Annotated in this window: 22 protein-coding genes, 2 tRNA genes and 1 pseudogene; 8 read left to right on the top strand and 17 right to left on the bottom strand. The window is 57.5% G+C overall.

Annotated features, from left to right (window positions below):
* Positions 1-422 precede the first annotated feature (422 nt).
* Positions 423-2,036 (top strand): Fic family protein, encoded by a 1,614-nt coding sequence (locus tag D882_RS0104895; protein ID WP_027922201.1) that lies wholly within the window; start codon positions 423-425, stop codon positions 2,034-2,036.
* A 55-nt stretch (positions 2,037-2,091) separates the two neighbouring features.
* Here D882_RS0104895 and D882_RS0104890 read toward each other — a convergent pair whose 3' ends face one another.
* The gene (locus D882_RS0104890) at positions 2,092-2,385 is read right to left on the bottom strand and encodes a DUF3077 domain-containing protein (RefSeq protein ID WP_027922200.1); all 294 of its coding nucleotides are present in this window, start codon (positions 2,383-2,385) and stop codon (positions 2,092-2,094) included.
* Between the two features lie 695 nt (positions 2,386-3,080).
* On the opposite strand from D882_RS0104890, the gene D882_RS0104885 reads away from it, so the two are divergent.
* From D882_RS0104885 to D882_RS0104870, 4 genes are all read left to right on the top strand, one after another.
* Positions 3,081-3,302 carry a 4-oxalocrotonate tautomerase family protein gene (locus D882_RS0104885; RefSeq protein WP_027922199.1) on the top strand — a complete coding sequence of 74 codons (222 nt, stop codon included), beginning with the start codon at positions 3,081-3,083 and terminating at the stop codon, positions 3,300-3,302.
* On the top strand, positions 3,299-3,955 hold the full coding sequence (locus tag D882_RS0104880) for a DsbA family oxidoreductase (RefSeq protein ID WP_027922198.1): 657 nt from the start codon (positions 3,299-3,301) through the stop codon (positions 3,953-3,955). The genes D882_RS0104885 and D882_RS0104880 overlap by 4 nt, the downstream gene beginning before the upstream one ends.
* A gap of 44 nt (positions 3,956-3,999) precedes the next feature.
* Complete coding sequence (locus D882_RS0104875) at positions 4,000-4,710, top strand: SDR family NAD(P)-dependent oxidoreductase (RefSeq protein ID WP_027922197.1); 711 nt, start codon at positions 4,000-4,002, stop codon at positions 4,708-4,710.
* Positions 4,711-4,776: 66 nt separating this feature from the next.
* The gene (locus tag D882_RS0104870; RefSeq protein ID WP_027922196.1) at positions 4,777-5,619 is read left to right on the top strand and encodes an oxidoreductase; all 843 of its coding nucleotides are present in this window, start codon (positions 4,777-4,779) and stop codon (positions 5,617-5,619) included.
* Between the two features lie 151 nt (positions 5,620-5,770).
* Here D882_RS0104870 and D882_RS0104865 read toward each other — a convergent pair whose 3' ends face one another.
* From D882_RS0104865 to D882_RS0104830, 8 genes are all read right to left on the bottom strand, one after another.
* Positions 5,771-5,977, bottom strand: a complete 207-nt coding sequence (locus tag D882_RS0104865; protein ID WP_027922195.1) for a hypothetical protein — start codon at positions 5,975-5,977, stop codon at positions 5,771-5,773.
* 225 nt (positions 5,978-6,202) lie between these two features.
* Positions 6,203-6,278 (bottom strand) — tRNA-Thr (locus D882_RS0104860).
* 77 nt (positions 6,279-6,355) lie between these two features.
* On the bottom strand, positions 6,356-7,180 hold the full coding sequence (locus D882_RS0104855) for an FkbM family methyltransferase (RefSeq protein ID WP_027922194.1): 825 nt from the start codon (positions 7,178-7,180) through the stop codon (positions 6,356-6,358).
* A gap of 343 nt (positions 7,181-7,523) precedes the next feature.
* Positions 7,524-8,756 (bottom strand): methyltransferase, encoded by a 1,233-nt coding sequence (locus D882_RS0104850; RefSeq protein WP_027922193.1) that lies wholly within the window; start codon positions 8,754-8,756, stop codon positions 7,524-7,526.
* On the bottom strand, positions 8,737-9,426 hold the full coding sequence (locus D882_RS0104845) for an ABC transporter permease (protein WP_027922192.1): 690 nt from the start codon (positions 9,424-9,426) through the stop codon (positions 8,737-8,739). Before D882_RS0104845 ends, D882_RS0104850 begins: the two co-directional genes overlap by 20 nt.
* Positions 9,423-10,118 carry an ABC transporter permease gene (locus D882_RS0104840; protein WP_027922191.1) on the bottom strand — a complete coding sequence of 232 codons (696 nt, stop codon included), beginning with the start codon at positions 10,116-10,118 and terminating at the stop codon, positions 9,423-9,425. Before D882_RS0104840 ends, D882_RS0104845 begins: the two co-directional genes overlap by 4 nt.
* Positions 10,119-10,196: 78 nt before the next feature.
* Positions 10,197-10,943: an ABC transporter substrate-binding protein gene (locus D882_RS0104835; RefSeq protein WP_027922190.1), complete on the bottom strand. Its 747-nt coding sequence runs from the start codon at positions 10,941-10,943 to the stop codon at positions 10,197-10,199.
* Positions 10,944-10,956: 13 nt separating this feature from the next.
* Complete coding sequence (locus tag D882_RS0104830; RefSeq protein WP_027922189.1) at positions 10,957-11,730, bottom strand: ABC transporter ATP-binding protein; 774 nt, start codon at positions 11,728-11,730, stop codon at positions 10,957-10,959.
* Between the two features lie 552 nt (positions 11,731-12,282).
* Here D882_RS0104830 and gabP point away from each other — a divergent pair.
* Together gabP and D882_RS0104820 are read left to right on the top strand one after the other, a co-directional pair.
* Positions 12,283-13,674 carry a GABA permease gene (gene gabP / locus D882_RS0104825; RefSeq protein ID WP_027922188.1) on the top strand — a complete coding sequence of 464 codons (1,392 nt, stop codon included), beginning with the start codon at positions 12,283-12,285 and terminating at the stop codon, positions 13,672-13,674.
* A gap of 380 nt (positions 13,675-14,054) precedes the next feature.
* The gene (locus D882_RS0104820; protein ID WP_027922187.1) at positions 14,055-14,381 is read left to right on the top strand and encodes a hypothetical protein; all 327 of its coding nucleotides are present in this window, start codon (positions 14,055-14,057) and stop codon (positions 14,379-14,381) included.
* A gap of 83 nt (positions 14,382-14,464) precedes the next feature.
* Here the strand turns inward: D882_RS0104820 and vapC are convergent, their stop codons facing one another.
* The 6 genes and pseudogenes from vapC to D882_RS01000000130825 all read right to left on the bottom strand — a co-directional run bounded on the left by vapC (position 14,465) and on the right by D882_RS01000000130825 (position 17,873).
* Complete coding sequence (gene vapC / locus D882_RS0104815; RefSeq protein WP_027922186.1) at positions 14,465-14,872, bottom strand: tRNA(fMet)-specific endonuclease VapC; 408 nt, start codon at positions 14,870-14,872, stop codon at positions 14,465-14,467.
* Positions 14,872-15,102: a type II toxin-antitoxin system VapB family antitoxin gene (gene vapB / locus D882_RS0104810; RefSeq protein WP_027922185.1), complete on the bottom strand. Its 231-nt coding sequence runs from the start codon at positions 15,100-15,102 to the stop codon at positions 14,872-14,874. The genes vapC and vapB overlap by 1 nt, the downstream gene beginning before the upstream one ends.
* 183 nt (positions 15,103-15,285) lie before the next feature.
* Positions 15,286-15,738 (bottom strand): hypothetical protein, encoded by a 453-nt coding sequence (locus tag D882_RS0104805; RefSeq protein ID WP_027922184.1) that lies wholly within the window; start codon positions 15,736-15,738, stop codon positions 15,286-15,288.
* A gap of 6 nt (positions 15,739-15,744) precedes the next feature.
* Positions 15,745-16,161 (bottom strand): hypothetical protein, encoded by a 417-nt coding sequence (locus D882_RS0104800; RefSeq protein WP_027922183.1) that lies wholly within the window; start codon positions 16,159-16,161, stop codon positions 15,745-15,747.
* A gap of 30 nt (positions 16,162-16,191) precedes the next feature.
* Complete coding sequence (locus D882_RS0104795; protein WP_027922182.1) at positions 16,192-17,166, bottom strand: alpha/beta fold hydrolase; 975 nt, start codon at positions 17,164-17,166, stop codon at positions 16,192-16,194.
* A gap of 69 nt (positions 17,167-17,235) precedes the next feature.
* Positions 17,236-17,873 (bottom strand): annotated as a pseudogene (locus tag D882_RS01000000130825) (DUF1016 N-terminal domain-containing protein).
* Positions 17,874-18,137: 264 nt separating this feature from the next.
* Here D882_RS01000000130825 and D882_RS0104785 point away from each other — a divergent pair.
* Positions 18,138-18,584, top strand: coding sequence for a hypothetical protein (locus tag D882_RS0104785; protein ID WP_027922181.1), 447 nt, complete (start codon positions 18,138-18,140; stop codon positions 18,582-18,584).
* A 55-nt stretch (positions 18,585-18,639) separates the two neighbouring features.
* Here D882_RS0104785 and D882_RS0104780 read toward each other — a convergent pair whose 3' ends face one another.
* The gene (locus D882_RS0104780) at positions 18,640-19,101 is read right to left on the bottom strand and encodes a DUF4234 domain-containing protein (protein WP_027922180.1); all 462 of its coding nucleotides are present in this window, start codon (positions 19,099-19,101) and stop codon (positions 18,640-18,642) included.
* A 338-nt stretch (positions 19,102-19,439) separates the two neighbouring features.
* Positions 19,440-19,515, bottom strand: a tRNA-Phe gene (locus tag D882_RS0104775).
* Positions 19,516-19,580 lie beyond the last annotated feature (65 nt).

Genomic DNA, 19,580 nt, shown 5'->3' with positions numbered 1-19,580 from the left:
CCGAGTTTAGTAGCGAATTGATGCTGGCGTCCGATGGTTGGAGGGTTGCGCAGGATCGCGGGTTTCTGGGGGAGGGTGGGTGATCGGGGTCAAAGAATGCTCGGACCGGGAGGTTTGGGCATTTTTTTTGGGGTGGGAACGGGGTTGTCAGTGCGGGTTTCGTGCTGCTGGGACTTCGAAAGGCGGCCGGTCTCGAAACGTTTTTATGCAAAAGTACGGATTTATGATCGTTTTTGAGCACCGAAACTCGTTTTTATGCGTTTAGGGTCAGGGCCGGATCAATCTGACGCGTCTGAAATGTTCGTTTTTATGCAAACCCATCAAAAAATAATCGTTTTTATGCAGCAAAACCTGATTTTGATCGTTACTCTCCATTTGTAGGCATTTTTGATTTCAGCCGAGCTGTTCAAAGGAGTGTGACCGTGAGCGAGTTTCCCGTAGACCCCATCGGTGCTGCCTGGCTAGCGACGACATTCGGCGTGCTGCCGATGGCGCGGCTACCCGTGTTGAGTCAGGTGGGTAGCCGGCGGTTAACTCAAGTCGAAGACGGGTTTCGTCTTGAGACGTATACGGAGAATATGCGCCCCGATCCGGACCTCTCATCCCATCTGCAATTTCATCTGCGGCATGAAGTCCCGAACCTTGAATTCTTGAGTCGGCTGTTTACCAAGGTGGGTCCGGCACCGGTGCAAGACTGGTTAAATGTTGAGCCCACTGGCCAATATGCACGCCGGGCAGCGTTCCTGTTTGAGTGGCTCACCGGCGAGCAATTGCAAGCACCCGAGCCCATAGGCGGTAAGTATGTCGACGCCATCAACGCCGATCTGATGGTGGCGGCGTCACCCGAAGAGGCGGTGAAAGTGCCGCGTTGGCGAGTGACTGACAACCTGCCAGGCACGCGCTACTTCTGCCCAGTCGTCGTCAAGACAGCAGCAGTCCAGTCAGCAGCGGACCTCGATGTGCCTCACCTCTTTGGTCAACTGACCGCAGAATTTGGCGAGGCGCTTCTGCTGCGCGCCGCGGCATGGATGACGCTGCGGGAAAGCAAAGCCAGTTTCGCCATTGAAGGGGAGGCGGATCGCTCTACGCGTATCCAGCGATTTGCAGATGTGTTGGCGCGACGAACCGGTCAGGGCGAATTGCCGCTCACCGATGCGGCACTGGCTGAGATGCAGGAAGAGATCCTTGGCGCAGTGACCACCCTGACCCGCCTGGGAATTCGGCAATCGCCGGTGTTTGTTGGAGAGACGGTTCGCTATCAGGAGATCGTCCATTATGTCGCGCCACCGGAAAGTGATCTGGAGCGGATGTTAGAAGGGATTCGCGTCTTTCTGAATCGCACTCAAGGGCAATCCCCGGTCATGCGCAGCGCTGTGGCGGCGTTTGCTTTCGTCTATATCCATCCGCTGGCTGATGGCAACGGCCGGGTCCATCGCTTCCTGATCAACGACATTTTGCGTCGTGATGGAGCCATTCCAGATCCGGTGATTCTCCCGATTTCAGCGGTTATCACCGACGACTCGGCCGAGCGGCGCCTGTATGACAGCGTGCTGGATCAGGTTTCAAAACCGCTCATGCAGGGCATACGAGACCAGGTAACGTTCGCCAGTACTCGCACGCAATACCCTGACGGCGTGGTCTCGAACATTGAATTCACGGGGCAGGAACAGGCACGCCCGGTGTGGCGATATCCAAACCTGGGGCCACACGTCGTGTTCATCTCGAACGTCATCCGCCGCACGATCACCGAACAGATGCGTGAAGAGTCGCGGTATTTACGCAGCCACATAAGGGCCAGGCAGGCGATCAAGGAAATCGTTGAAATGCCGGATCAACAGGCTGACCGACTCCTGCGATCCATTGAGCAGAACGAAGGGAAGCTGAGCAACGTACTGGCAAAGGAAATGCCGGTGCTGACAAGGCCGGACATTTGGGACGCCATTACCGAAGCGGTGGCTCAGTCGATGCGGGGGGAAGAACCGATCGACAGTGGCGTGAGTGATCGATATCACCTGAATCAGCCAGTGGGTAGATGACCGACTTACGCAAAAGCCCCGATTGATTCGGGGCTTTTTCATGCGTGCGATTTGTTTATGGCGCGACGTTACTGGTTCGGTTGTTACACGGCGCGGCTAGCACCTTCACCACATCATCAATGATCGCCTTACTCATATCCTGCAAATAATGAGACGCCCAGGCATGCCGGTCGGTATCGCGAACCATCGCGGCATCGGATGCGAGAAGCTTGGCGACGTGGAGCAGATCGGAGGCGTGGGAGAGGGCTGCAATGACCGGGACGCCGGCGTTGATGCGGAAGAGCGGTTCGTTGGCGTGGTAGGAGAAAGGGGTGAGGCCGATGGTTTTGAGGTCTTGAGGGTTGGTCATTGGGCACCTCCGGTGTTTGGGCGGTGGTGGAGGATGACCGGTGGAGCGGTAGCGCAAATTTTGGACGGACCGGTAGCGGGCATTAGCAAAAACTCCTGAATCAAAGTTTGAGCTACCACGTTCGTTCTCAGGCGAATGGGTGGCAGCTGTGCGCGGGCTGAGAAACCGGAGATACAGGAACCCGGCAGACCCGAAGGTCTCCCACGCACAGCCGCCATTACACGGAAATGCAGGCACAAAAAAACGCCAACAATCGTGATTATGGGCGCTTGTGCGCCTGTATCTTACTCGGGTTCTCAGGCCCGGTCGCTGAATTGGCAGCGACGACCTGAAGGTAGCTTGAGAGGGACGACTGCGCAATCGTGGCTAGGTGGTGGCGTGGAGGGCGGTTTAGTGATTTTTATGGCTGAGCAACAGTTAAACGAAGGAACACATCGACGCGCACATGTCGTCTCCAGCGACACGTTCTAATAACGTGTCGCTGAAAGTGAAAAAAAGCGACACGTCAAAAGGCGGACTACATCAGAAGCGGCTGGGTCCTACTGCAAAATCGGACACCTGCGATATCTTACTAATTACACCAAGTAACTAATGATGTTCCCGCCCCCACCTTTTTCCCCTCCAGCTAACGCCCTACATTGAGCTCCAACGCCTACCCATTCATTCCGAAGGGCAGGTCACTTGGAGATTCCCTCATGCCTTTTGTCAGCGTTCGCATTACCCGCGATGGCGTTACCTCAGAGCAGAAAGCTCAGGTGATCGCCGAAATCACAGAAACCCTGGAACGCGTCCTCAAAAAGGATCCGCACCTGACCCACATCGTGATCGAAGAAGTCGACACGGATAACTGGGGCTACGCCGGCATCACCACCACAAAGTATCGAAAGCAACTGGCTGAGGCGGAGGGCAAGTCATGACCGCGTCCGTCTCCATCGACTTCATCTCCGACGTGGTGTGCCCGTGGTGTGCATTGGGTGCGACGGCGCTGGAGCAAGCGATCGAGAACGTGGCCGGTGAGATTTCGGTGGAGCTGACCTACAAGCCTTTCGAACTGAACCCGGACATGCCGGCAGTCGGCGAAAAAGCGGTTGAGCATTTGATGCGCAAATATGGACGCACCGCCGCAGACGTTGCCGCCGGCAAAGCGATGCAAATCGCTCGTGGCGAGGCCATCGGTTTCACCTTCGATCTGGAGAAGCGCACGCACTTCTACAACACGTTTGATGCGCACCGATTGCTGTTGTGGGCGTTGCAGGAAGGGCGGCAGATCGAGCTGAAGAAGATCCTGTTGCGCGCTTACTTCACTGACGGCCAGAACCCGAGCAACCGCGAAACCCTGGCTCGTCTGGCCGGGGAAGCGGGACTGGATGTGGCCGCTGCGCAAGAGGTGTTGGCCTCCGGAGCGTTCGCAAAAGAAGTGCGCGAGCTTGAGGCGTTCTACCGCCAGCACGGGATCAACTCGGTCCCGGCCATGATCCTCAACGGTCGTCACCTGGTGTCCGGTTCGCAGTCGGTCGAGTACTACGAACAAATGCTGAGACAAATGGCCAAGGCCCCCGCCGAAGCCTGATTACTTACTTTTTTAAATCATTTTTTAATTAGCAGAGGTTCATCATGAGCAATTCGAAAAAAGTCATCGTCATTACCGGCGCGTCCCAAGGCCTCGGCGCAGGCATGGTCAAAGCGTTCCGTGACCTGGATTACAAGGTTGTCGCCACTTCGCGTTCGATCAAACCGTCCACCGACCCGGACATCCTCACCGTGGCGGGCGACATCGGCGACCCGGCGGTTGCGCAGCAAGTGATCCGTGAAGCGATCGCACGTTTTGGCCGCATCGATACGTTGGTCAACAACGCCGGGATCTTTATCGCCAAACCGTTCACCGCATACACCGCTGAAGACTACGCCAATGTGTTGTCGGTGAACCTGAACGGCTTCTTCTACATCACCCAACTCGCGATCAACGAGATGGAAAAACAAGGCAAAGGCCATGTGGTCAACATCACCACCAGTCTGACGGACCACGCGGTTGATGGTGTGCCATCGGTGTTGGCTTCGCTGACCAAAGGTGGCTTGAACGCGGCGACCAAGTCCCTGGCGATTGAGTACGCCAAGCGCGGGATTCGGGTGAATGCGGTTTCGCCAGGCATCATCAAGACGCCGATGCATGGTGAGGAAACGCATGAAGCGCTGGGGAATCTGCACCCGGTTGGGCATATGGGTGAGATCGGTGACATTGCTCAGGCGGTTGTTTATCTGGATAGCGCCAACTTCGTCACTGGCGAAATCCTGCACGTCGATGGCGGTCAGAGCGCCGGTCACTAAGACCTCGTTGACTTGTCCACAGCGCCGTCGATCACTATCGACGGCGTTTTTATTGGAGAACGCAGCATGAACACCCACGCTCACAAGGTTTTCCTGATCACCGGCGTCAGTTCAGGTCTCGGCCTGGCCTTTTCGCAAGCAGCGCTGGCGGCGGGACACACGGTGGTTGGCACGGTGCGGCGCGAATCCGAGTGCGCCGCGTTCGACGCGCTGGACGCCCATCGCGCTAAAGCGTTCGTGCTCGACGTCACCGATTTCCCAGCCGTCGAACCACTGGTGGCTGACATCCTGCGCGAGGTGGGGCAGATCGACGTGCTGGTGAACAACGCCGGCTATGGGCACGAAGGCATTCTCGAGGAATCGCCGCTGACTGAAATGCAGCGCCAGTTCGACGTCAACGTGTTTGGCGCGGTGGCAATGATCAAAGCAGTCCTGCCCGGCATGCGTGAACGGCGCAGCGGGCATATCGTCAACATCACCTCCATGGCCGGCTTCATCACCTTACCGGGCATCGCTTACTACAGCGGCAGCAAATTCGCCCTTGAAGGCATCAGCGAAGCGCTGGCCAAAGAAGTCGAAAGCCTGGGCATCCACGTGACCGCCGTGGCACCTGGCTCATTTCGCACCGAATGGGCGGGGCGCTCGATGATCCGATCCGGCCGCACCTTGAGTGACTATGACCCGGTGTTCGATTCGGTGCGCAAGGCGCGGGAAGAGAAGAGTGGCAAGCAGGCTGGTGATCCGCACAAAGCTGCGCAGGCGTTGATGACCTTGGTCGCCGCTGAAAAGCCGCCGGTTCATCTGTTGCTGGGTAAGGATGCGGTGAGGTTGGTGCGTGAAAAGATTGCGCGGTTGCAGGGGGAGATTGATGCTTGGGAGCATTTTTCGGTTTCTACGGAGTTTGAGTGATTGATGGCCGGTGTATAAAAATCCAGAACCCAGAAACAACAAAGCCCCCGTATTTCTACGAGGGCTTTGTTTTGTGGTGTCGGCAATAGATCTGAAAATCATTTGGCGCCCCTCTCCTCTCGTAGGAGGCGAGTGATTCCATTCGCTACAGTCAGAAAAGCGCCACATCTTCGTCGTCGGGGACTTCGTCCGTAACAATCACTCGTGCGTGTGCACTGTGCTCGTCCTCCATGCGCAACCCGAAGTAGCGGGTATCGTTGGCGTCCCAAAATGCCTCTATCTGTGACATGGGTGCATGTTCAAGCAGCACCTCGGCGCTGCGCTCCAAGATGATCGAGTAACGTCGTTCGGTGTTCATTACAAAGCGGCTCGCAACGGCGGAGAGGGTTGTGCATAAGCACTGCTGTCATTATGCCGTCTCACAGCTTTTCGACCGTAACCGCTCATCGTTTCGGGGAGGGATGTAGATGCGCGGTACCAGAATTGGATGCGTCGGTTCGCCATCCTTCAGCGAAAGGGGCGAGCGTAAGACCCACAAACGAAAAAGGCCCACCTTTCGGTGAGCCTTTTTCGATATTGCGTATGGTGCCGGCACCAGGAGTCGAACCCGGGACCTACTGATTACAAGTCAGTTGCTCTACCAACTGAGCTATACCGGCGTGTTGGGCGACGATTATAGCGATTGGGTTGGTTCTGTAAACCCCTGAATTCAGACTATTTTTGCGCAGGCGTCAGGTCAGGCGCGTAGCAGGGTTTTCTTGAGTTTCTGGATGGCTTGCCAGGTGCGGCTGTTTTGCATTGCGCGCAGCTGTGCTTCGGCCTGTTCGGCGCGTTGCAGGGCGGTGGCGAGTTGCTGTTCGGCATCGCCGATGGGGTGGCTGAAGTTGTGGCCTTTGCAGAACTGGAATTCATCCAGGTTGCACGGCGGGATGTCGAAGGCGGGTTTGAGGTTCAGGTGTTCTTCGGCGAGGTAGTAGGTGTTGATGCCGTCGAACAGGATGGAGTGGTAGCCGGCGCCGGTGACGAGGGTTTCCCAGGTCTGGTCGCGGTCCCACGGGGTTTCGATGAGGATGACCCATGGCCGCCACCGGGTGAAGTCCATGCCGCGCAGGACGGTTTCTTCGTGGCCTTCGACGTCGATTTTCAGGAAGTGGATCGGGCGGCCCTGGGCGTGTTCTTCGCAGATGGACGTCAGGGTGCGGGACTGGACGGTTTGGCTGCGCACGTCCATGCCGGCGTCTTTGTGCATTTGCGCCATGGCCGGGTCGACGGTCGAGAGGCCGGTGCCGGCGATGCCATAGAAGGTCAGGCTGTCGGCGCTTTCGCCGGCCACGCATTGCAGGTTGGTGTCTTTGGGACGCTGCTGGCACAGGGCTTCGTAGTAGTTGGGCATCGGTTCGACGTTGATGCCGCTCCAGCCGTGGTCGTAGAACGCTTTGGTGACCGAGTCATGGGTCGGATCGTTGGCGCCGACGTCGATATAGAAGCCGTTCTCGACGGTTTTGAGGGCGCGCCACAGGCGTATGTCTTCGAAGTTCTGTGCGTAGGAAATGAACGTCACGGTCGCATCCTGTCGGTCGAATTTTCTTGTTCGTGGTCGCGCTGACGGCGTCCTTGCGTGTTTGTATAACAAGAGTCGGGAGGCGGTGCAATTTTCCCCGCGTGAGGTCCGGGTTTAGGCGCTTATGTCCTTTGCATTGAATGCTTATGCACAACGGCGGCGGTGGCATTCTGCGCTCACCGGTGTTTTTGTGGACCTGTTCTCATTGGTGCGCAAATCCCTGTTTTTCTGGATTTTTTCGTGAGTGTACGAAAAATGAACAGTTGCGTTTCACCTCTGAAACAGCCGTAGATATTGGATCCATGATAATTTCATCAACAGAGTTATCCACAGGCTGTGGCTTTTATGGGCGTTCCGCCAAGAGCAGGACATTACGCGGCGTCAGCGGGGTTTCGCAGAAGGTCCCGAGGCGAACGGTGTAACCCTGATCGGCAAGGAAAAGGGCGCGATCGAGGACCAGCCAAAGCTCCAACGGACGTCGGAAAAGTCCGCGCAGCAGCTCCAGATTGCGCACGTGCGCCAAGCGTTGCCATCCAGCAGCTTCGACAGCGGACCAATCTTGCGAACCGACTGTGGATAAGTCTTTCAGTGCGGCCAGATGATGGCAGTACTCGGCGAAGGACTTGTCCAGCCAGGCACTCGGCAGGGAAGGGGTGGGCAGGTATTCATCGACGCCGCGCAATTGCCGTTGCAGCACGTCGAAACCCAGGCGCCGGGCCATGGAGGTGTCGCGTTGACGTCGTACGCGAGCGCCAGCGGTGACGGTTTCGCTCATGGGCAGGGCGAGATCGTCGAGGGACAGCTGTAGGTCGGATCGCAAACCGACCGAGGAAAGCGGCTGATAGGCCGGAAGATTGATCCGGTTATAACAGCACGGCGCGATGGCCAATTGTTTGCACCCCGCCGCGCTGGCGAGCTGGATCAACCGCACATGCAAATCACCGCAGGCGTGCAGCGCCACCGGTGTGTGATCAACAGTCAATAAATTCGCGGTGTCAGGCGCGAGCACATCCTGTTCGACGTGCAGCGCCCGCAATTGATGACGCTGGCTGAGTGCCTGTCCGCTGGCCACCAGGGCCGGGTCGTATTCCAGACAGGTCAGTTGTTGCCCGGTGTGCAGCAAACGCCGACCCAAGTGGCCCTTGCCCGAACACCAATCCAGCCAATGCTTCGGCGCTGCCGCAAACGACAGGCGACTGGCGAACGCCTCGATTTGTTGCCACTTGCGTCCCGGTACATCGACGTTCAGCCGATGCCCGGCCGCTTGCAGCGAATGCGCCGGTAATTCACCCACAGAACTCAATTCAAGGGACAACGCCGCCAATGAAGCAAACGGCTCCGGCGCATGCAGCAAACAAGGTTGGTTATGCGCAAGTTCTGCGTCGTCCAGCGACCGTCCCCGTAGCCAAAGTGCCAACTCCGGGTAGGACGTTTCCCAAGGCAGATGCAGATGAGTAAACGGACGCGGTTTCCACAGCGCTTGATGCTCGATCAGGAAAGCATCCAGCGCGGTGAAGCGGGCGAGCAGGGCCTCGCCCGTCAGCACGCGGGAGGAATCAACGCCCTTGGCAGGCATCGACGCGCAACCAGCGCTCCAGCAGCTTGAAGCCACGAACCAGTACGTAAGCCATCAACAGATAGAACATGCCCGCGGCGAAGAAGATCTCCACCGGCAGGTAGGTCCGGGCAATGATGGTGCGGGCCATGCCGGTCAACTCCAGCAGGGTCACGGTACTGGCCAGGGCGCTGGCCTTGAGCATCAGGATCACTTCGTTGCTGTAGGCCGGCAGGCCGATGCGCGCGGCTCGCGGCAGGATGATGTAGAACAGCGCTTTGGCGCGGGACATGCCCAACGCGCGCGCCGCTTCGATTTCACCCGGCGGAATCGCCTGGATCGCGCCGCGCAGGATCTCGGCGATGTAGGCCGCCGTGTGCAGGGTCATGGTCGCGGTGGCGCACCAGAACGGATCGCGCAGGTACGGCCACATCGGGCTGTTACGAATTGCGTCGAACTGAGCCAGGCCGTAATAGACAAGGAACAGCTGGACCAGCAACGGCGTGCCACGGAAAAAGAAGATGTAGCCGTAGGGAAATGCCCGCACGTACCAGAGCCGCGACGAACGCGCGATGCCCAACGGAATCGCCAGCAGCAAACCGGCGATCACGGCGATGGCCACCAGTTCCAGGGTCAGCGTTGCGCCTTGGGCCAGTTTCGGCAGCCACTTGATGATGACTTCCCAGTTCATTGGGTGCTCCTCGCGAAGCCGCGCGCGGCACGTCGTTCCATCAAGTGCATGCCGCTCATGGCGAGCACGGTCAGGCCCAGGTACATGAACGCGGCCACCATATAGAAGGTGAACGGTTGCTTGGACACGGTCACGCCGATTTGCGCGTGGCGCATGATTTCTTCCAGGCCGATGACCGACACCAGCGCGGTGTCTTTCATCAGAATCATGAACAGGTTGCCAAGGCCCGGCAGGGCGATGCGCCACATCTGCGGCATGATCAGTTTGGTAAAGATGCGGAATTTCGACAGGCCCAACGCCACGCCGGCTTCACGGTGACCTTTGGGAATCGCCAGGATCGCGCCGCGAAACACTTCGGTGGCGTAGGCGCCAAAGCACAGGCCCAGCGCGATCACGCCGGCGGCGAAGGCATTGAGTTCGAGATCGGGATTGCCGAAAAACTCGCCCAGGGCACGCATCAGGTTGACCGTGCCGAAGTAGATCAACAGCACCCAGAGCAATTCCGGGATGCCGCGAACCAGTGTCGAATAAGTGCCGCCAAGCCATTGCAACGGCTTGTACGGGGATGTCTTGGCCAAGGCGCCGAGCAAACCGAGCACCAGCCCCAGACACAAGGCCGAGAGTGCCAGTTTCACAGTCATCAGCGCGCCAGCGGCGAGCGCCGGGCCGAATCCGTAGAGATCGATAGTCATGGGTTTCTTTTCAAATCGCGGCAGGCAATGCCATGGACTGGCGCCGTTAGCGAACGGCGCCGGTCCGGCAGGTCAGAATCAATAGATGCTGAACGGGAAGTACTTGTCGTTGATTTTCTTGTAGGTGCCGTCTTCGACGATTTCCTTCAGGGCGAGGTTCAGCTTCGCGAGGATCGGGTCGCCTTTACGTACCGCGATACCGATCTTGTCGCTTTCTTCTACCGGATCACCCTTGAATTCGTAGGACCGGCCGGCGTCGCTTTTCAGCCATTCGTAGTTGACGTACTTGTCCGCCAGGATGCCGTCCAGACGACCGGAGGTCAGGTCCAGGTAAGCGTTTTCCTGGGTGTCGTAGAGTTTGACTTGGACGCCGTCCATGTTGTCTTCCATCCAGGTGCCGGCGAGGGTCGCACGTTGTGCGCCGATCACTTTGCCTTGCAGGGAAGCCTTGTCGGTTTTGAACTCTTTGTCTTTAGGTGCGATGAACTGCAGCTTGTTCGAGTAGTACGGGGCGGTGAAGTCGACCGCTTGCTTGCGCTCGTCGGTGATCGACATCGAGGAGATCAGGAAGTCGAACTTCTTGGCGTTCAGGGCCGGGATGATGCCGTCCCAGTCGGAGGTCACCACGGTGCACTCGACTTTCATCTTGGCGCACAGAGCGTCGCCGATTTCCTTGTCGAAGCCGACGACATTGCCACTGGCATCTTTATTGTTGAACGGCGGGTAGGCCGCTTCGATGCCCATCTTCAGGGTTTCGGCCATGGCACCGGCGCTGAACGCCAGGGTGACGGCGGCCGCCAGGAAGACTTTTTTGAAGTTCTGCATGCGGGTAGCTCCGTTAGCGGTTGCTGGACATGAATTGTTTGCAGCGTGCCGAAAGCGGGTTGTCGAACACCTGCTGTGGCGATCCTTGTTCTTCTACCAGGCCCTGGTGGAGGAACACCACTTCGCTGGAGACCTGACGGGCAAAGCCCATTTCATGGGTCACGAGCAGCATGGTACGGCCTTCTTCGGCCAGGGCGCGGATGACATTAAGTACTTCCTGGACCATTTCCGGGTCAAGGGCGGAAGTCGGCTCGTCAAACAGGATCACCTTGGGTTGCATCGCCAACGTGCGGGCGATGGCCGCGCGTTGTTGCTGGCCGCCGGACAATTGCGCCGGGTAGGCATGGCGCTTGTCGGCGATACCGACCTTGGCCAGCAGGGCTTCGGCGACTTCGATGGCTTCGGCTTTGCTTTGACCGAGGACGCGACGCGGCGCTTCGATGATGTTGTCGAGCACGCTCATGTGCGGCCAGAGATTAAAGTTTTGAAACACAAAACCAATCTCGCTGCGCAGGCGGTTGATCTGCTTGCCATCGGCAGCGACCAGTTCGCCATTCTTCGCGGCTTTGAGTTTGAGTTCTTCGCCGGCCACCAGGATCTGGCCCTGGTGCGGGTTTTCCAGCAGGTTGATGCAACGCAGGAACGTGGACTTGCCGGAACCGGAAGAACCCAGGATCGAGATCACGTCGCCGTCGCGGGCGGTCAGCGAGATGCCTTTGAGCACCTCAAGCTGTCCGTAGCGTTTGTGCAAGTTGCGGATTTCAAGCGCGGGCGTGGCCTCAGCCATGTGCGTTCCTCATAGTGTTTCGCTCCTGCTGTTGGCGGCCTTCCTGGCGAGGCGGCCAAGCTAGCATAGCGTTCGAATGGCAGCCAACAGCGCTGCGGGCGGTAAACGGACGTGACGTGGCAGGTTGTCGCATCGCTACAGCAGACTGTCGCGCTGCTATCAACCGAACAGCCGTTTGAACCAGATACCCGGCGGGTGTCGCGTAAAAAAGGGCGCGATGTTGCCAGCTTTGGCGGGGGGTTGGAAGCGCTAACCGGCCAAACGTTCCTGATCTGCACTTTTATTGTGCGTCGAGCATTTTCCTGGGGTGTTTCCGGTGCGCGGATTCGTCCTTGAAAGTGAGTCGCAGGGTAACGCCTTGGCAAAGTGCCATTATTTTCAATGGGTTGCGATGACTGTCCGGTCTGGACGAGATCACCGTGATAGACGGTGTTGAAACATTTTGGCGCAATTATTGCGTACAGAATCCAGAACGCCCCGTTGGTTTCTTTTTACGAGAGAGAAATCGAGGCGGGATGCACGCATTCGCTTTTCCTTACAAAGGTAGTTTCAATGAGCAGTACCCCAAGCTCCAATGGCCTCGAACAGGGGCTCAAACCGCGTCATGTGACCATGCTGTCGATTGCCGGGGTAATCGGCGCCGGCTTGTTCGTAGGCTCGGGTCACGCCATCGCCGCCGCAGGCCCGGCCGTGCTGTTGGCTTACGCCGCCGCCGGTATGCTGGTCGTGCTGGTGATGCGCATGCTCGGCGAAATGGCTGTTGCCTCGCCGGACACCGGTTCCTTCTCGACATATGCCGATCGCGCGATCGGTCACTGGGCCGGTTTCACCATCGGCTGGTTGTACTGGTGGTTCTGGGTATTGGTAATCCCGTTGGAAGCCAACGCCGCCGCGACCATCCTGCACGCCTGGTTCCCGAACGTGGCGATCTGGGCGTTCACGCTGATCATCACCTTGCTGCTGACGGTGACTAACCTGTTCAGCGTAAAAAACTACGGTGAGTTCGAATTCTGGTTCGCCCTGATCAAGGTCGTGGCGATCATCGGTTTCATCGCCCTCGGCGTAATGGCGATCTTCGGCTTCTTGCCGAGCAGCCAGGTCAGCGGCGTTTCGCACCTGTTCGACACCCAGGGCTTCCTGCCAAACGGCATGGGCGCGGTACTGGGCGCGATCCTGACCACCATGTTCTCCTTCATGGGCACCGAGATCGTGACCATCGCGGCCGCGGAATCGAAGAACCCGGGCCAGCAAATCTCCAAGGCCACCAATTCGGTGATCTGGCGGATCGGCTTGTTCTACCTCGTATCGATTTTCATCGTGGTGGCCCTGGTGCCATGGAACGACCCGATCCTGGCCAGCGTTGGTTCGTACCAGACTGTGCTGGAGCGCATGGGCATCCCGAATGCCAAGCTGATCGTCGACATCGTGGTGCTGGTTGCTGTGACCAGCTGCCTTAACTCGGCGCTGTACACCGCTTCGCGCATGATGTTCTCCCTGGGCAAGCGCGGTGATGCACCGGCCGTTTCCCAGCGCACCAACAAGAGCGGCACCCCGTACTGGGCCGTCATGCTGTCCACCGGCGCTGCGTTCCTTGCGGTATTCGCCAACTACGTGGCCCCGGCCGCGGTGTTCGAATTCCTGCTGGCCAGCTCCGGCGCCATCGCGTTGCTGGTGTACCTGGTGATCGCCATTTCGCAACTGCGCATGCGCAAACAGCGCATGGCTCGCGGTGAAAAAATCGCCTTCAGCATGTGGCTGTTCCCGGGCCTGACCTACGCGGTGATCATTTTCATCGTGGCGGCCCTGACCATCATGTTGTTCCAGGAAGCGCATCGCGTGGAGATTCTCGCGACCGGCCTGTTGGCGCTATTGGTCGTCGCGGCAGGCGTGCTGGTTGCACGCCGTCGTCACAATGAGAAGCTGAGCGCAGCCTTGGCGCGCTGAGATCTGACTCACGCCAATTGTTGTTGAAGCACCGAAACGACCGCCATCAGAGATGATCGCGGTCGTTTTTTTTGCCTTTCATTCAGATGCTTTATTGGGTAGCAAGCGGATAGACACGATGATGGCTAGATAGTAGCCTTTGCACCGAATGTGTATCCCGCTGTTACGGGATGCGATGGAGTTTCAGGACACGGATTGTTCGACGCCCTCAGCCTTCCCGGCTAAAAGCCCCCCGACCTTTTCTTGCCTGCTCCTTCATCTGCGGTGTGTTCACAGATGCATTTGCGTGTGCCTGCCGTTCAAGCGGTAGATCGGAATCAGCGCTGCATGGAGCTAGCCCGGCCATTCAGCCAACCCATTGGGGCATCAAGGAGACAGGCATGGCGTTTACATCGGTTGTGTTTAAAAACCCGAATACCGGTGCCATGAAAGAAGCGCCAATCGGCTTCTCGTGGACCGTATTTTTCTTTGGCTTTTTCCCGGCCTTGTTCCGTGGTGACTTCAAGTGGGCAGCGATCATGTTCGTCGTGGCCTGCTTCACCTTCAGCCTCAGCAACCTCGTGTTCATGTTCATCTACAACAAGCTGTACGTGAAGGACCTGATCAATGACGGTTACAAGGCTCAGTCAATCGCCAAAGGCGAACTGGGCTATGCCAGTGCCAAGCTTGGCTTTGATATCCCGCGTCTGGAAGGTGTTGCTGCCTGATTGTTGATTTGAAGGCGTGAAAAAAAACGGCCGCTGTCAGTGATGACGAGCGGCCGTTTTTTGTTTGAGTGGCTGTGTCCGGCTCAAGCGGGGTGAACCCAGTCTTCTACACGCAGTCCTGGGACCCGTTCTAACTCGCGCAGGTTGTTTGTTACAACAATGAGCCCGCGTGAACGGGCATGTCCCGAAATCATAGAGTCGTACGGGCCAATGGGTGTGCCCGCCCTTGCCAGCTCTGACCGAATCATTCCTGTGTGCGCGGCTGCGTCATTGTCGAAAGGCAAGACCTCAAGGCGTGCAGCGAAGCTCTCGACCACCGCCAGATTCTTTTCGGGAGCCGCAGATTTTTCGGCACCGTAGATCAACTCCATCAACGTGACTGCACTGATGCACAACTGCCCGTCGTGAAGGTTGAAAGCTTCTCTTACGATTTGCGGTTTGTTTTTGATGGTGAAGATGCAGATGTTGGTATCGAGCATGAACTTGATCATCAGAACGACTCACGCTCCTGTTCGAAGGGTTGGTCGCGGTCAGTCATAAAGTCTGCGCTTACGCTATCTCCATCGAACCAGCTATCCCAAGTTTCGTCCGCTGGGGTGATGATGCGGGCCCTGCCGATGGCAATTACGTTGACTCGTTTTACATCGCTTGGCATGGCTACAGCTTTCGGAAGACGGACAGCCTGGCTTCGATTACTCATGAAAAGGGTGGTCTGTTCCATTTTTGGCCTCCGGCTTTTTTGGGTGTGTTGTGAGTCCAAAGAATAGATTTAAAAAGGGATATGTCAATGGGATATACCGATCCGCTGATGAGAGGTAGCGGGCGGGTCCTTTTGGAATGGTTTCCATAAAAAACGGCCGCTGTCAGTGATGACGAGCGGCCGTTTTTTGTTTCTGCCAAGCGTTTATTCGCTCTTTTCTTCCTGCGCATCCAGCGCCTGACGATAGCTGTCCAGCGCATGACCGAAGTCGGTGATGAACTGCGGCTCAGTCAGCCAGGCCTGAGCGGTTTCCCGGTCCATGCCATCAGCCCACATGCGGTAGTCGAGCAGCATGTCGGCGGCCAGGTGGGTGGCGGCCATGGCTTCGTTGTCGGCGTTTTCCATGTCCAGCAAGTCTGGATGGTCGCTGATGATGCCGGCGAGGTCCGACAGCAGGACCTGAAGCATGTCGCTGCGGCTGGTGGCTTCGGCGTCGTGCATCTTGCTGAACATCGCCAGGGTGTATTCCGGGATCGGCTCGCCGATTTCGTCCAGGTCATCGTCCAGCGCGGCAGGTTTGCGGCCGTGGATGTTGATTTGCTTGGCTTTGGCCTTTGCGCGCTTGGCGCGTTTTTGTTGCTTGTTCAGGGATGCCATGGGAGCTCAGTTTGCTTTCTGTTGGGTTTGCGCGGCGATGCTATCGGACGCCGCGACATAGTCAGCCTGGAAGGCTGGTGATTCGATCCACGCCAGGGCACCGGCCTCGTCGACTTCGGTCGACCATTGGCGGTACTCGATCAGCGCGGCGAGAATGAAGTCCATCGCACCTTCTTCGCCTTCCTGTTCATAGACCAATTCCAGCAGCGGGTCTTCCAGGAACGCCAGGCACATTGCTTGCTGGCTGGTCTTTTCGGCGTCGATCATTTTCTTGAACAGCTCGGTCAGGTCCACCGATTCGAAGTCGATGCGATCGTCGTTCGGGTCCAGCTCGACCGGCGCGGCGGCACGCTGGGTGCGGTTCTGCTTGGCCTTGGCTTTGGCGCGGGAGGCGCGTTTGTTTTGCTTGTTGGCGGAGGCCATGGACGTCGTTCCGTAATTTTTTGAGAGGGCTCAGCTGCGCGGGACTCGCCGCCCGGGTGTGTCGGGGGCCAGTTCGGCGTTTTGCAGCCAGTACAATGCAATGGGCCATAGTGTGGCTTGGTATGCGCTGCGAAAAAAGGCGAAATGTCCGACTTCTTCTTCGCCGATGTCTTGCGGGGTGATTCGCAGATGGGTGCGGGTGCTTTGAGTGAAGTAGCCGAGTAGGCGTTCGATGGCCGAAATCGTACCGTAAGGATCGTCGCTGACGCTGATCGCGAGGATATTTGCGCCGACGCGTTCGAAGGGTAATCGACCGCTTCCGAGATGCAGGCGCCGACCGCTGGGGCGTGTTTCAAAGCGGTCGGTCGGTGTGCTCCAGTCACGAACCACGCCGGCGGGCGTGTCTTCCAGCCAGCCGAGGCGTTTGCCGGGGAAGTAGCCGTGAAACATCGTCATCAACGGCATCACCACGTGCCATTTGCCGAACATCCGCCAGCGATGGGCGGGCGCATAGTCGCGCCAGTAAGCGAATTGCGCGCCGACCGTCACCATCCGTCGAATGACATGCCCGGACGCTCCCAGGCCCGCTGCACAGCCGCCAAAGCTGTGGCCGATGACATCGATGGGCTGGCCGGGGAATTCACGCTCAGCGCGCTTGAGCATCGCCTCAAAGTCCAGCGCACCCCAGTCGGTCCATGAGGCGTCGAGGTTTTTCAGCGAGGCGGGACGAGATTCGCCGATGCCCCGGTAATCGTAGGTAATGACATCGAACCCGTTGGCGAACAGGTAATCGGCAAAACGCGAGTAATGGCGGCAGCGCACCGAGGTGGCGGCGTTGATGATCACGACGGGTCGGGCCGGGTCTTGCGCGGTGTGCCGCCAGGTGAAGCCACCGAGGATGAAGCCGTCTGCGGCGGTCTCCTTGAAGGGGGCGCCGGGTGGGGTGGCAGGCAATGGCCGCTCGATCTGAGCAGGCGCCAGTGCAGGCGTGTCCTTGAAATTCATCGATGACGTACCTTTGCGCGTAGCTGCCAACGATAGACTTCATGACGGTTTCGGACAATCCACCCATTTTTATCGGCGTTTCTTGACCAGCCGATCCTCAAGCAGGACCCGTTCCCGATCCAGCTCCACTCGAAGTTCCTCTTCACTCGGCAGCACTCGTTTGTACTTGCTGGCGAACAGTTGCTCATGGCCCTCCAGTACCGAAAAGCGCTCCCTGACAGTGGACCGATCACGACTCGCCAGCAGACGTTCGTAATACAGCGTGTTGATCTGACGCTCAAGGGCGCGGCTTGACCAGTTCTGGTGGGCTGATTCGTTCATGTACCACTGACGGGCATGGTCGTTGTCGACGCGCAGAAGCCTTCGGTAATGGGTCCAGCTCAATTCGTGACGCAGTGCGTCACAAATCGGGAAGGCTTGATAGAACTGGCGCATGTAGCGGAGGTTGGATGCGTCAAAACCTTTCCCAAACTTGGCGGTTAGGGCTTTGGCCAACGACGCCAACAACTGCTTCCCATACCCGCCCTACGAGCCCCCTCCTGCTCGAACTCAACGATATGCCGCCCGATCTGCCAACAGGTTTGCACTTGCGCCGTATCGACCGCTCGCAACGCTTTCAGGCGTGCCTGGCGGATCAGTTCGCCAAGGTTGTCCACCAATGAGGTGAGTGGCGAATCTTGAGTGTTATCGGGTTTGACGAGGGTCATGAAGTCTTCCGCGGCTGGAGAAGCAGGCGAAAGAGGATGCCAAGCGTGCATGGGGTAGCGATGCAGTACGCTGCTGCCAATCCGGAAGGAAATACCCGATACGTTTTGCAGGACCAAGCCGATGACGGGACGTGTTTGTGGAATACAGGGTGTAGTCCGTTTCGCAGTGAACCCAAGATCGAATCAATCTAAAACCGGAACCGCGTCCAGGAAATCAAAACTCAAGGGAATGAGAGGGTTCTGAGGAGCCCGGGAGTCGTCATCATGAAATACGTCCATGCCTTCATGTTGTCCTTTGTTGCTGTCGGTGTCCTAGCGTTTCCGGCGATGTTGAATGCCGCCAGCCTTGACCCTGTTGATGCTACTGGCGTGCAAGTTCAACGGCAGGAACAAAACGGGATTTCTTACCTCTCCGGCGGTATCGGCGAGGATGAGGCGAAAGCCATCCAGCAAACGACGGGCTACAACCTGCACATGACCTTCTCGGTCGGTCCGCAAGACGAATACATTCCGGACGTGCAGTTGCTGGTTCAGAACGCTAAAGGGCCGGTGCTGACGCTGAGTCAGGCGGGTCCTCTGGTTTATGTCCAATTACCTGCCGGCAAGTACACGGTCGTGGCAACGCGCAACGGTGAAGCGAAACGTGACACGACGGATATCGGCAGTGCTGGCGCGAGGAATCTGGTGTTCCACTGGAACAGTAGCGAATGAGGGAGGCTGCAGATTAGACGGGCAGCCACTGGGGCTGCCCGCCCATTACCCTGAATCAGGCTTGTGTCGTCGAGCCACGCAGGATCAGTTGCTTGCGTTGCTCTTCAGGCAGGTCGTTGATGCAGTAGTTGATGTAGAAAACATTCAGGAAGAACGTGTAGAACGCGTTCATCCGCAGATCGATTTTGTGTTCGCTGAGGGCGTATTCCGACAGTGCATTCTTGGCTTTGAACGCCCAGACGATGTACAGCGCGTTGGTTGCAATGATCAGAATGCCAGACAGTGCATCGAACAGTACTTCACCCGAATTGGACAAAGCGCCGCTCCAGCCAAGGCAGACGGCCAGCCAGATGATGTAGGTGTTATCGACCAGTTTGATTTTGGTGGTTTCGCTGATTTTCTGATTGGTTCTGACCAGCCACAGCAACAGGTACAGCCCAACGGTTGCGGCCGACAGCAAAACCATATTCAAGGTTTTAGTGTTGATCTTGTCTTTGAGTTCATTGATGTCAGACATAACTGTTCCATGTTCAGGATTTCGAGAGGAGAGCGTGCTTGCAAGACTGGCTACACAGGTCCAACAGGGGAGGTCAGTGTTTTGCGGGGAGGGGGTAAAAAGCACGCACTCCATGCGCTGTCTCGATCCTGTATCGACTGATTCGGATGCGGGGGGCATCGGCACCAATGTAGGTCGTCTTCCATGTAACGGAAAAATAATAGCACGGAGCCATCATTGGGCTAGAGCAATAAGGAAGGATTTGTTTTTCAGGGGGGTATGCGCTGCAGGTTTCAGGCGGTTATCAAATCGCAGGCATAAAAAAACCCTGAATCTTGCGATTCAGGGTTTTCGGTATTTGGTGCCCAGAGACGGAATCGAACCGCCGACACGGGGATTTTCAATCCCCTGCTCTACCGACTGAGCTATCTGGGCAACGGGGCGCATTAAACTGGTTTTTCAGGGGGTCGTCAACAAACTTTTCAAAAAAAATTTAATTA

Origin of the sequence: Pseudomonas sp. URMO17WK12:I12 (assembly GCF_000514395.1) — a bacterium.
GTDB lineage: Bacteria > Pseudomonadota > Gammaproteobacteria > Pseudomonadales > Pseudomonadaceae > Aquipseudomonas > Aquipseudomonas mucoides.
This window is presented reverse-complemented; position numbering and strand designations above follow the sequence as displayed.

Bases quoted from the DNA above. Each gene is read 5' to 3' on its own strand.
- vapC (WP_027922186.1), bottom strand. From the start codon at position 14,872: ATGATCAAGTTCATGCTCGATACCAACATCTGCATCTTCACCATCAAA.
- vapB (WP_027922185.1), bottom strand. From the start codon at position 15,102: ATGGAACAGACCACCCTTTTCATGAGTAATCGAAGCCAGGCTGTCCGT.
- D882_RS0104780 (WP_027922180.1), bottom strand. From the start codon at position 19,101: ATGTCTGACATCAATGAACTCAAAGACAAGATCAACACTAAAACCTTG.
- D882_RS0104840 (WP_027922191.1), bottom strand. From the start codon at position 10,118: ATGACTATCGATCTCTACGGATTCGGCCCGGCGCTCGCCGCTGGCGCG.
- D882_RS0104875 (WP_027922197.1), top strand. From the start codon at position 4,000: ATGAGCAATTCGAAAAAAGTCATCGTCATTACCGGCGCGTCCCAAGGC.
- D882_RS0104885 (WP_027922199.1), top strand. From the start codon at position 3,081: ATGCCTTTTGTCAGCGTTCGCATTACCCGCGATGGCGTTACCTCAGAG.
- D882_RS0104785 (WP_027922181.1), top strand. From the start codon at position 18,138: ATGAAATACGTCCATGCCTTCATGTTGTCCTTTGTTGCTGTCGGTGTC.
- D882_RS0104845 (WP_027922192.1), bottom strand. From the start codon at position 9,426: ATGAACTGGGAAGTCATCATCAAGTGGCTGCCGAAACTGGCCCAAGGC.
- D882_RS0104890 (WP_027922200.1), bottom strand. From the start codon at position 2,385: ATGACCAACCCTCAAGACCTCAAAACCATCGGCCTCACCCCTTTCTCC.
- D882_RS0104820 (WP_027922187.1), top strand. From the start codon at position 14,055: ATGGCGTTTACATCGGTTGTGTTTAAAAACCCGAATACCGGTGCCATG.
- D882_RS0104830 (WP_027922189.1), bottom strand. From the start codon at position 11,730: ATGGCTGAGGCCACGCCCGCGCTTGAAATCCGCAACTTGCACAAACGC.
- D882_RS0104880 (WP_027922198.1), top strand. From the start codon at position 3,299: ATGACCGCGTCCGTCTCCATCGACTTCATCTCCGACGTGGTGTGCCCG.
- D882_RS0104800 (WP_027922183.1), bottom strand. From the start codon at position 16,161: ATGGCCTCCGCCAACAAGCAAAACAAACGCGCCTCCCGCGCCAAAGCC.
- D882_RS0104870 (WP_027922196.1), top strand. From the start codon at position 4,777: ATGAACACCCACGCTCACAAGGTTTTCCTGATCACCGGCGTCAGTTCA.
- D882_RS0104835 (WP_027922190.1), bottom strand. From the start codon at position 10,943: ATGCAGAACTTCAAAAAAGTCTTCCTGGCGGCCGCCGTCACCCTGGCG.
- D882_RS0104795 (WP_027922182.1), bottom strand. From the start codon at position 17,166: ATGAATTTCAAGGACACGCCTGCACTGGCGCCTGCTCAGATCGAGCGG.
- D882_RS0104805 (WP_027922184.1), bottom strand. From the start codon at position 15,738: ATGGCATCCCTGAACAAGCAACAAAAACGCGCCAAGCGCGCAAAGGCC.
- gabP (WP_027922188.1), top strand. From the start codon at position 12,283: ATGAGCAGTACCCCAAGCTCCAATGGCCTCGAACAGGGGCTCAAACCG.
- D882_RS0104850 (WP_027922193.1), bottom strand. From the start codon at position 8,756: ATGCCTGCCAAGGGCGTTGATTCCTCCCGCGTGCTGACGGGCGAGGCC.
- D882_RS0104865 (WP_027922195.1), bottom strand. From the start codon at position 5,977: ATGAACACCGAACGACGTTACTCGATCATCTTGGAGCGCAGCGCCGAG.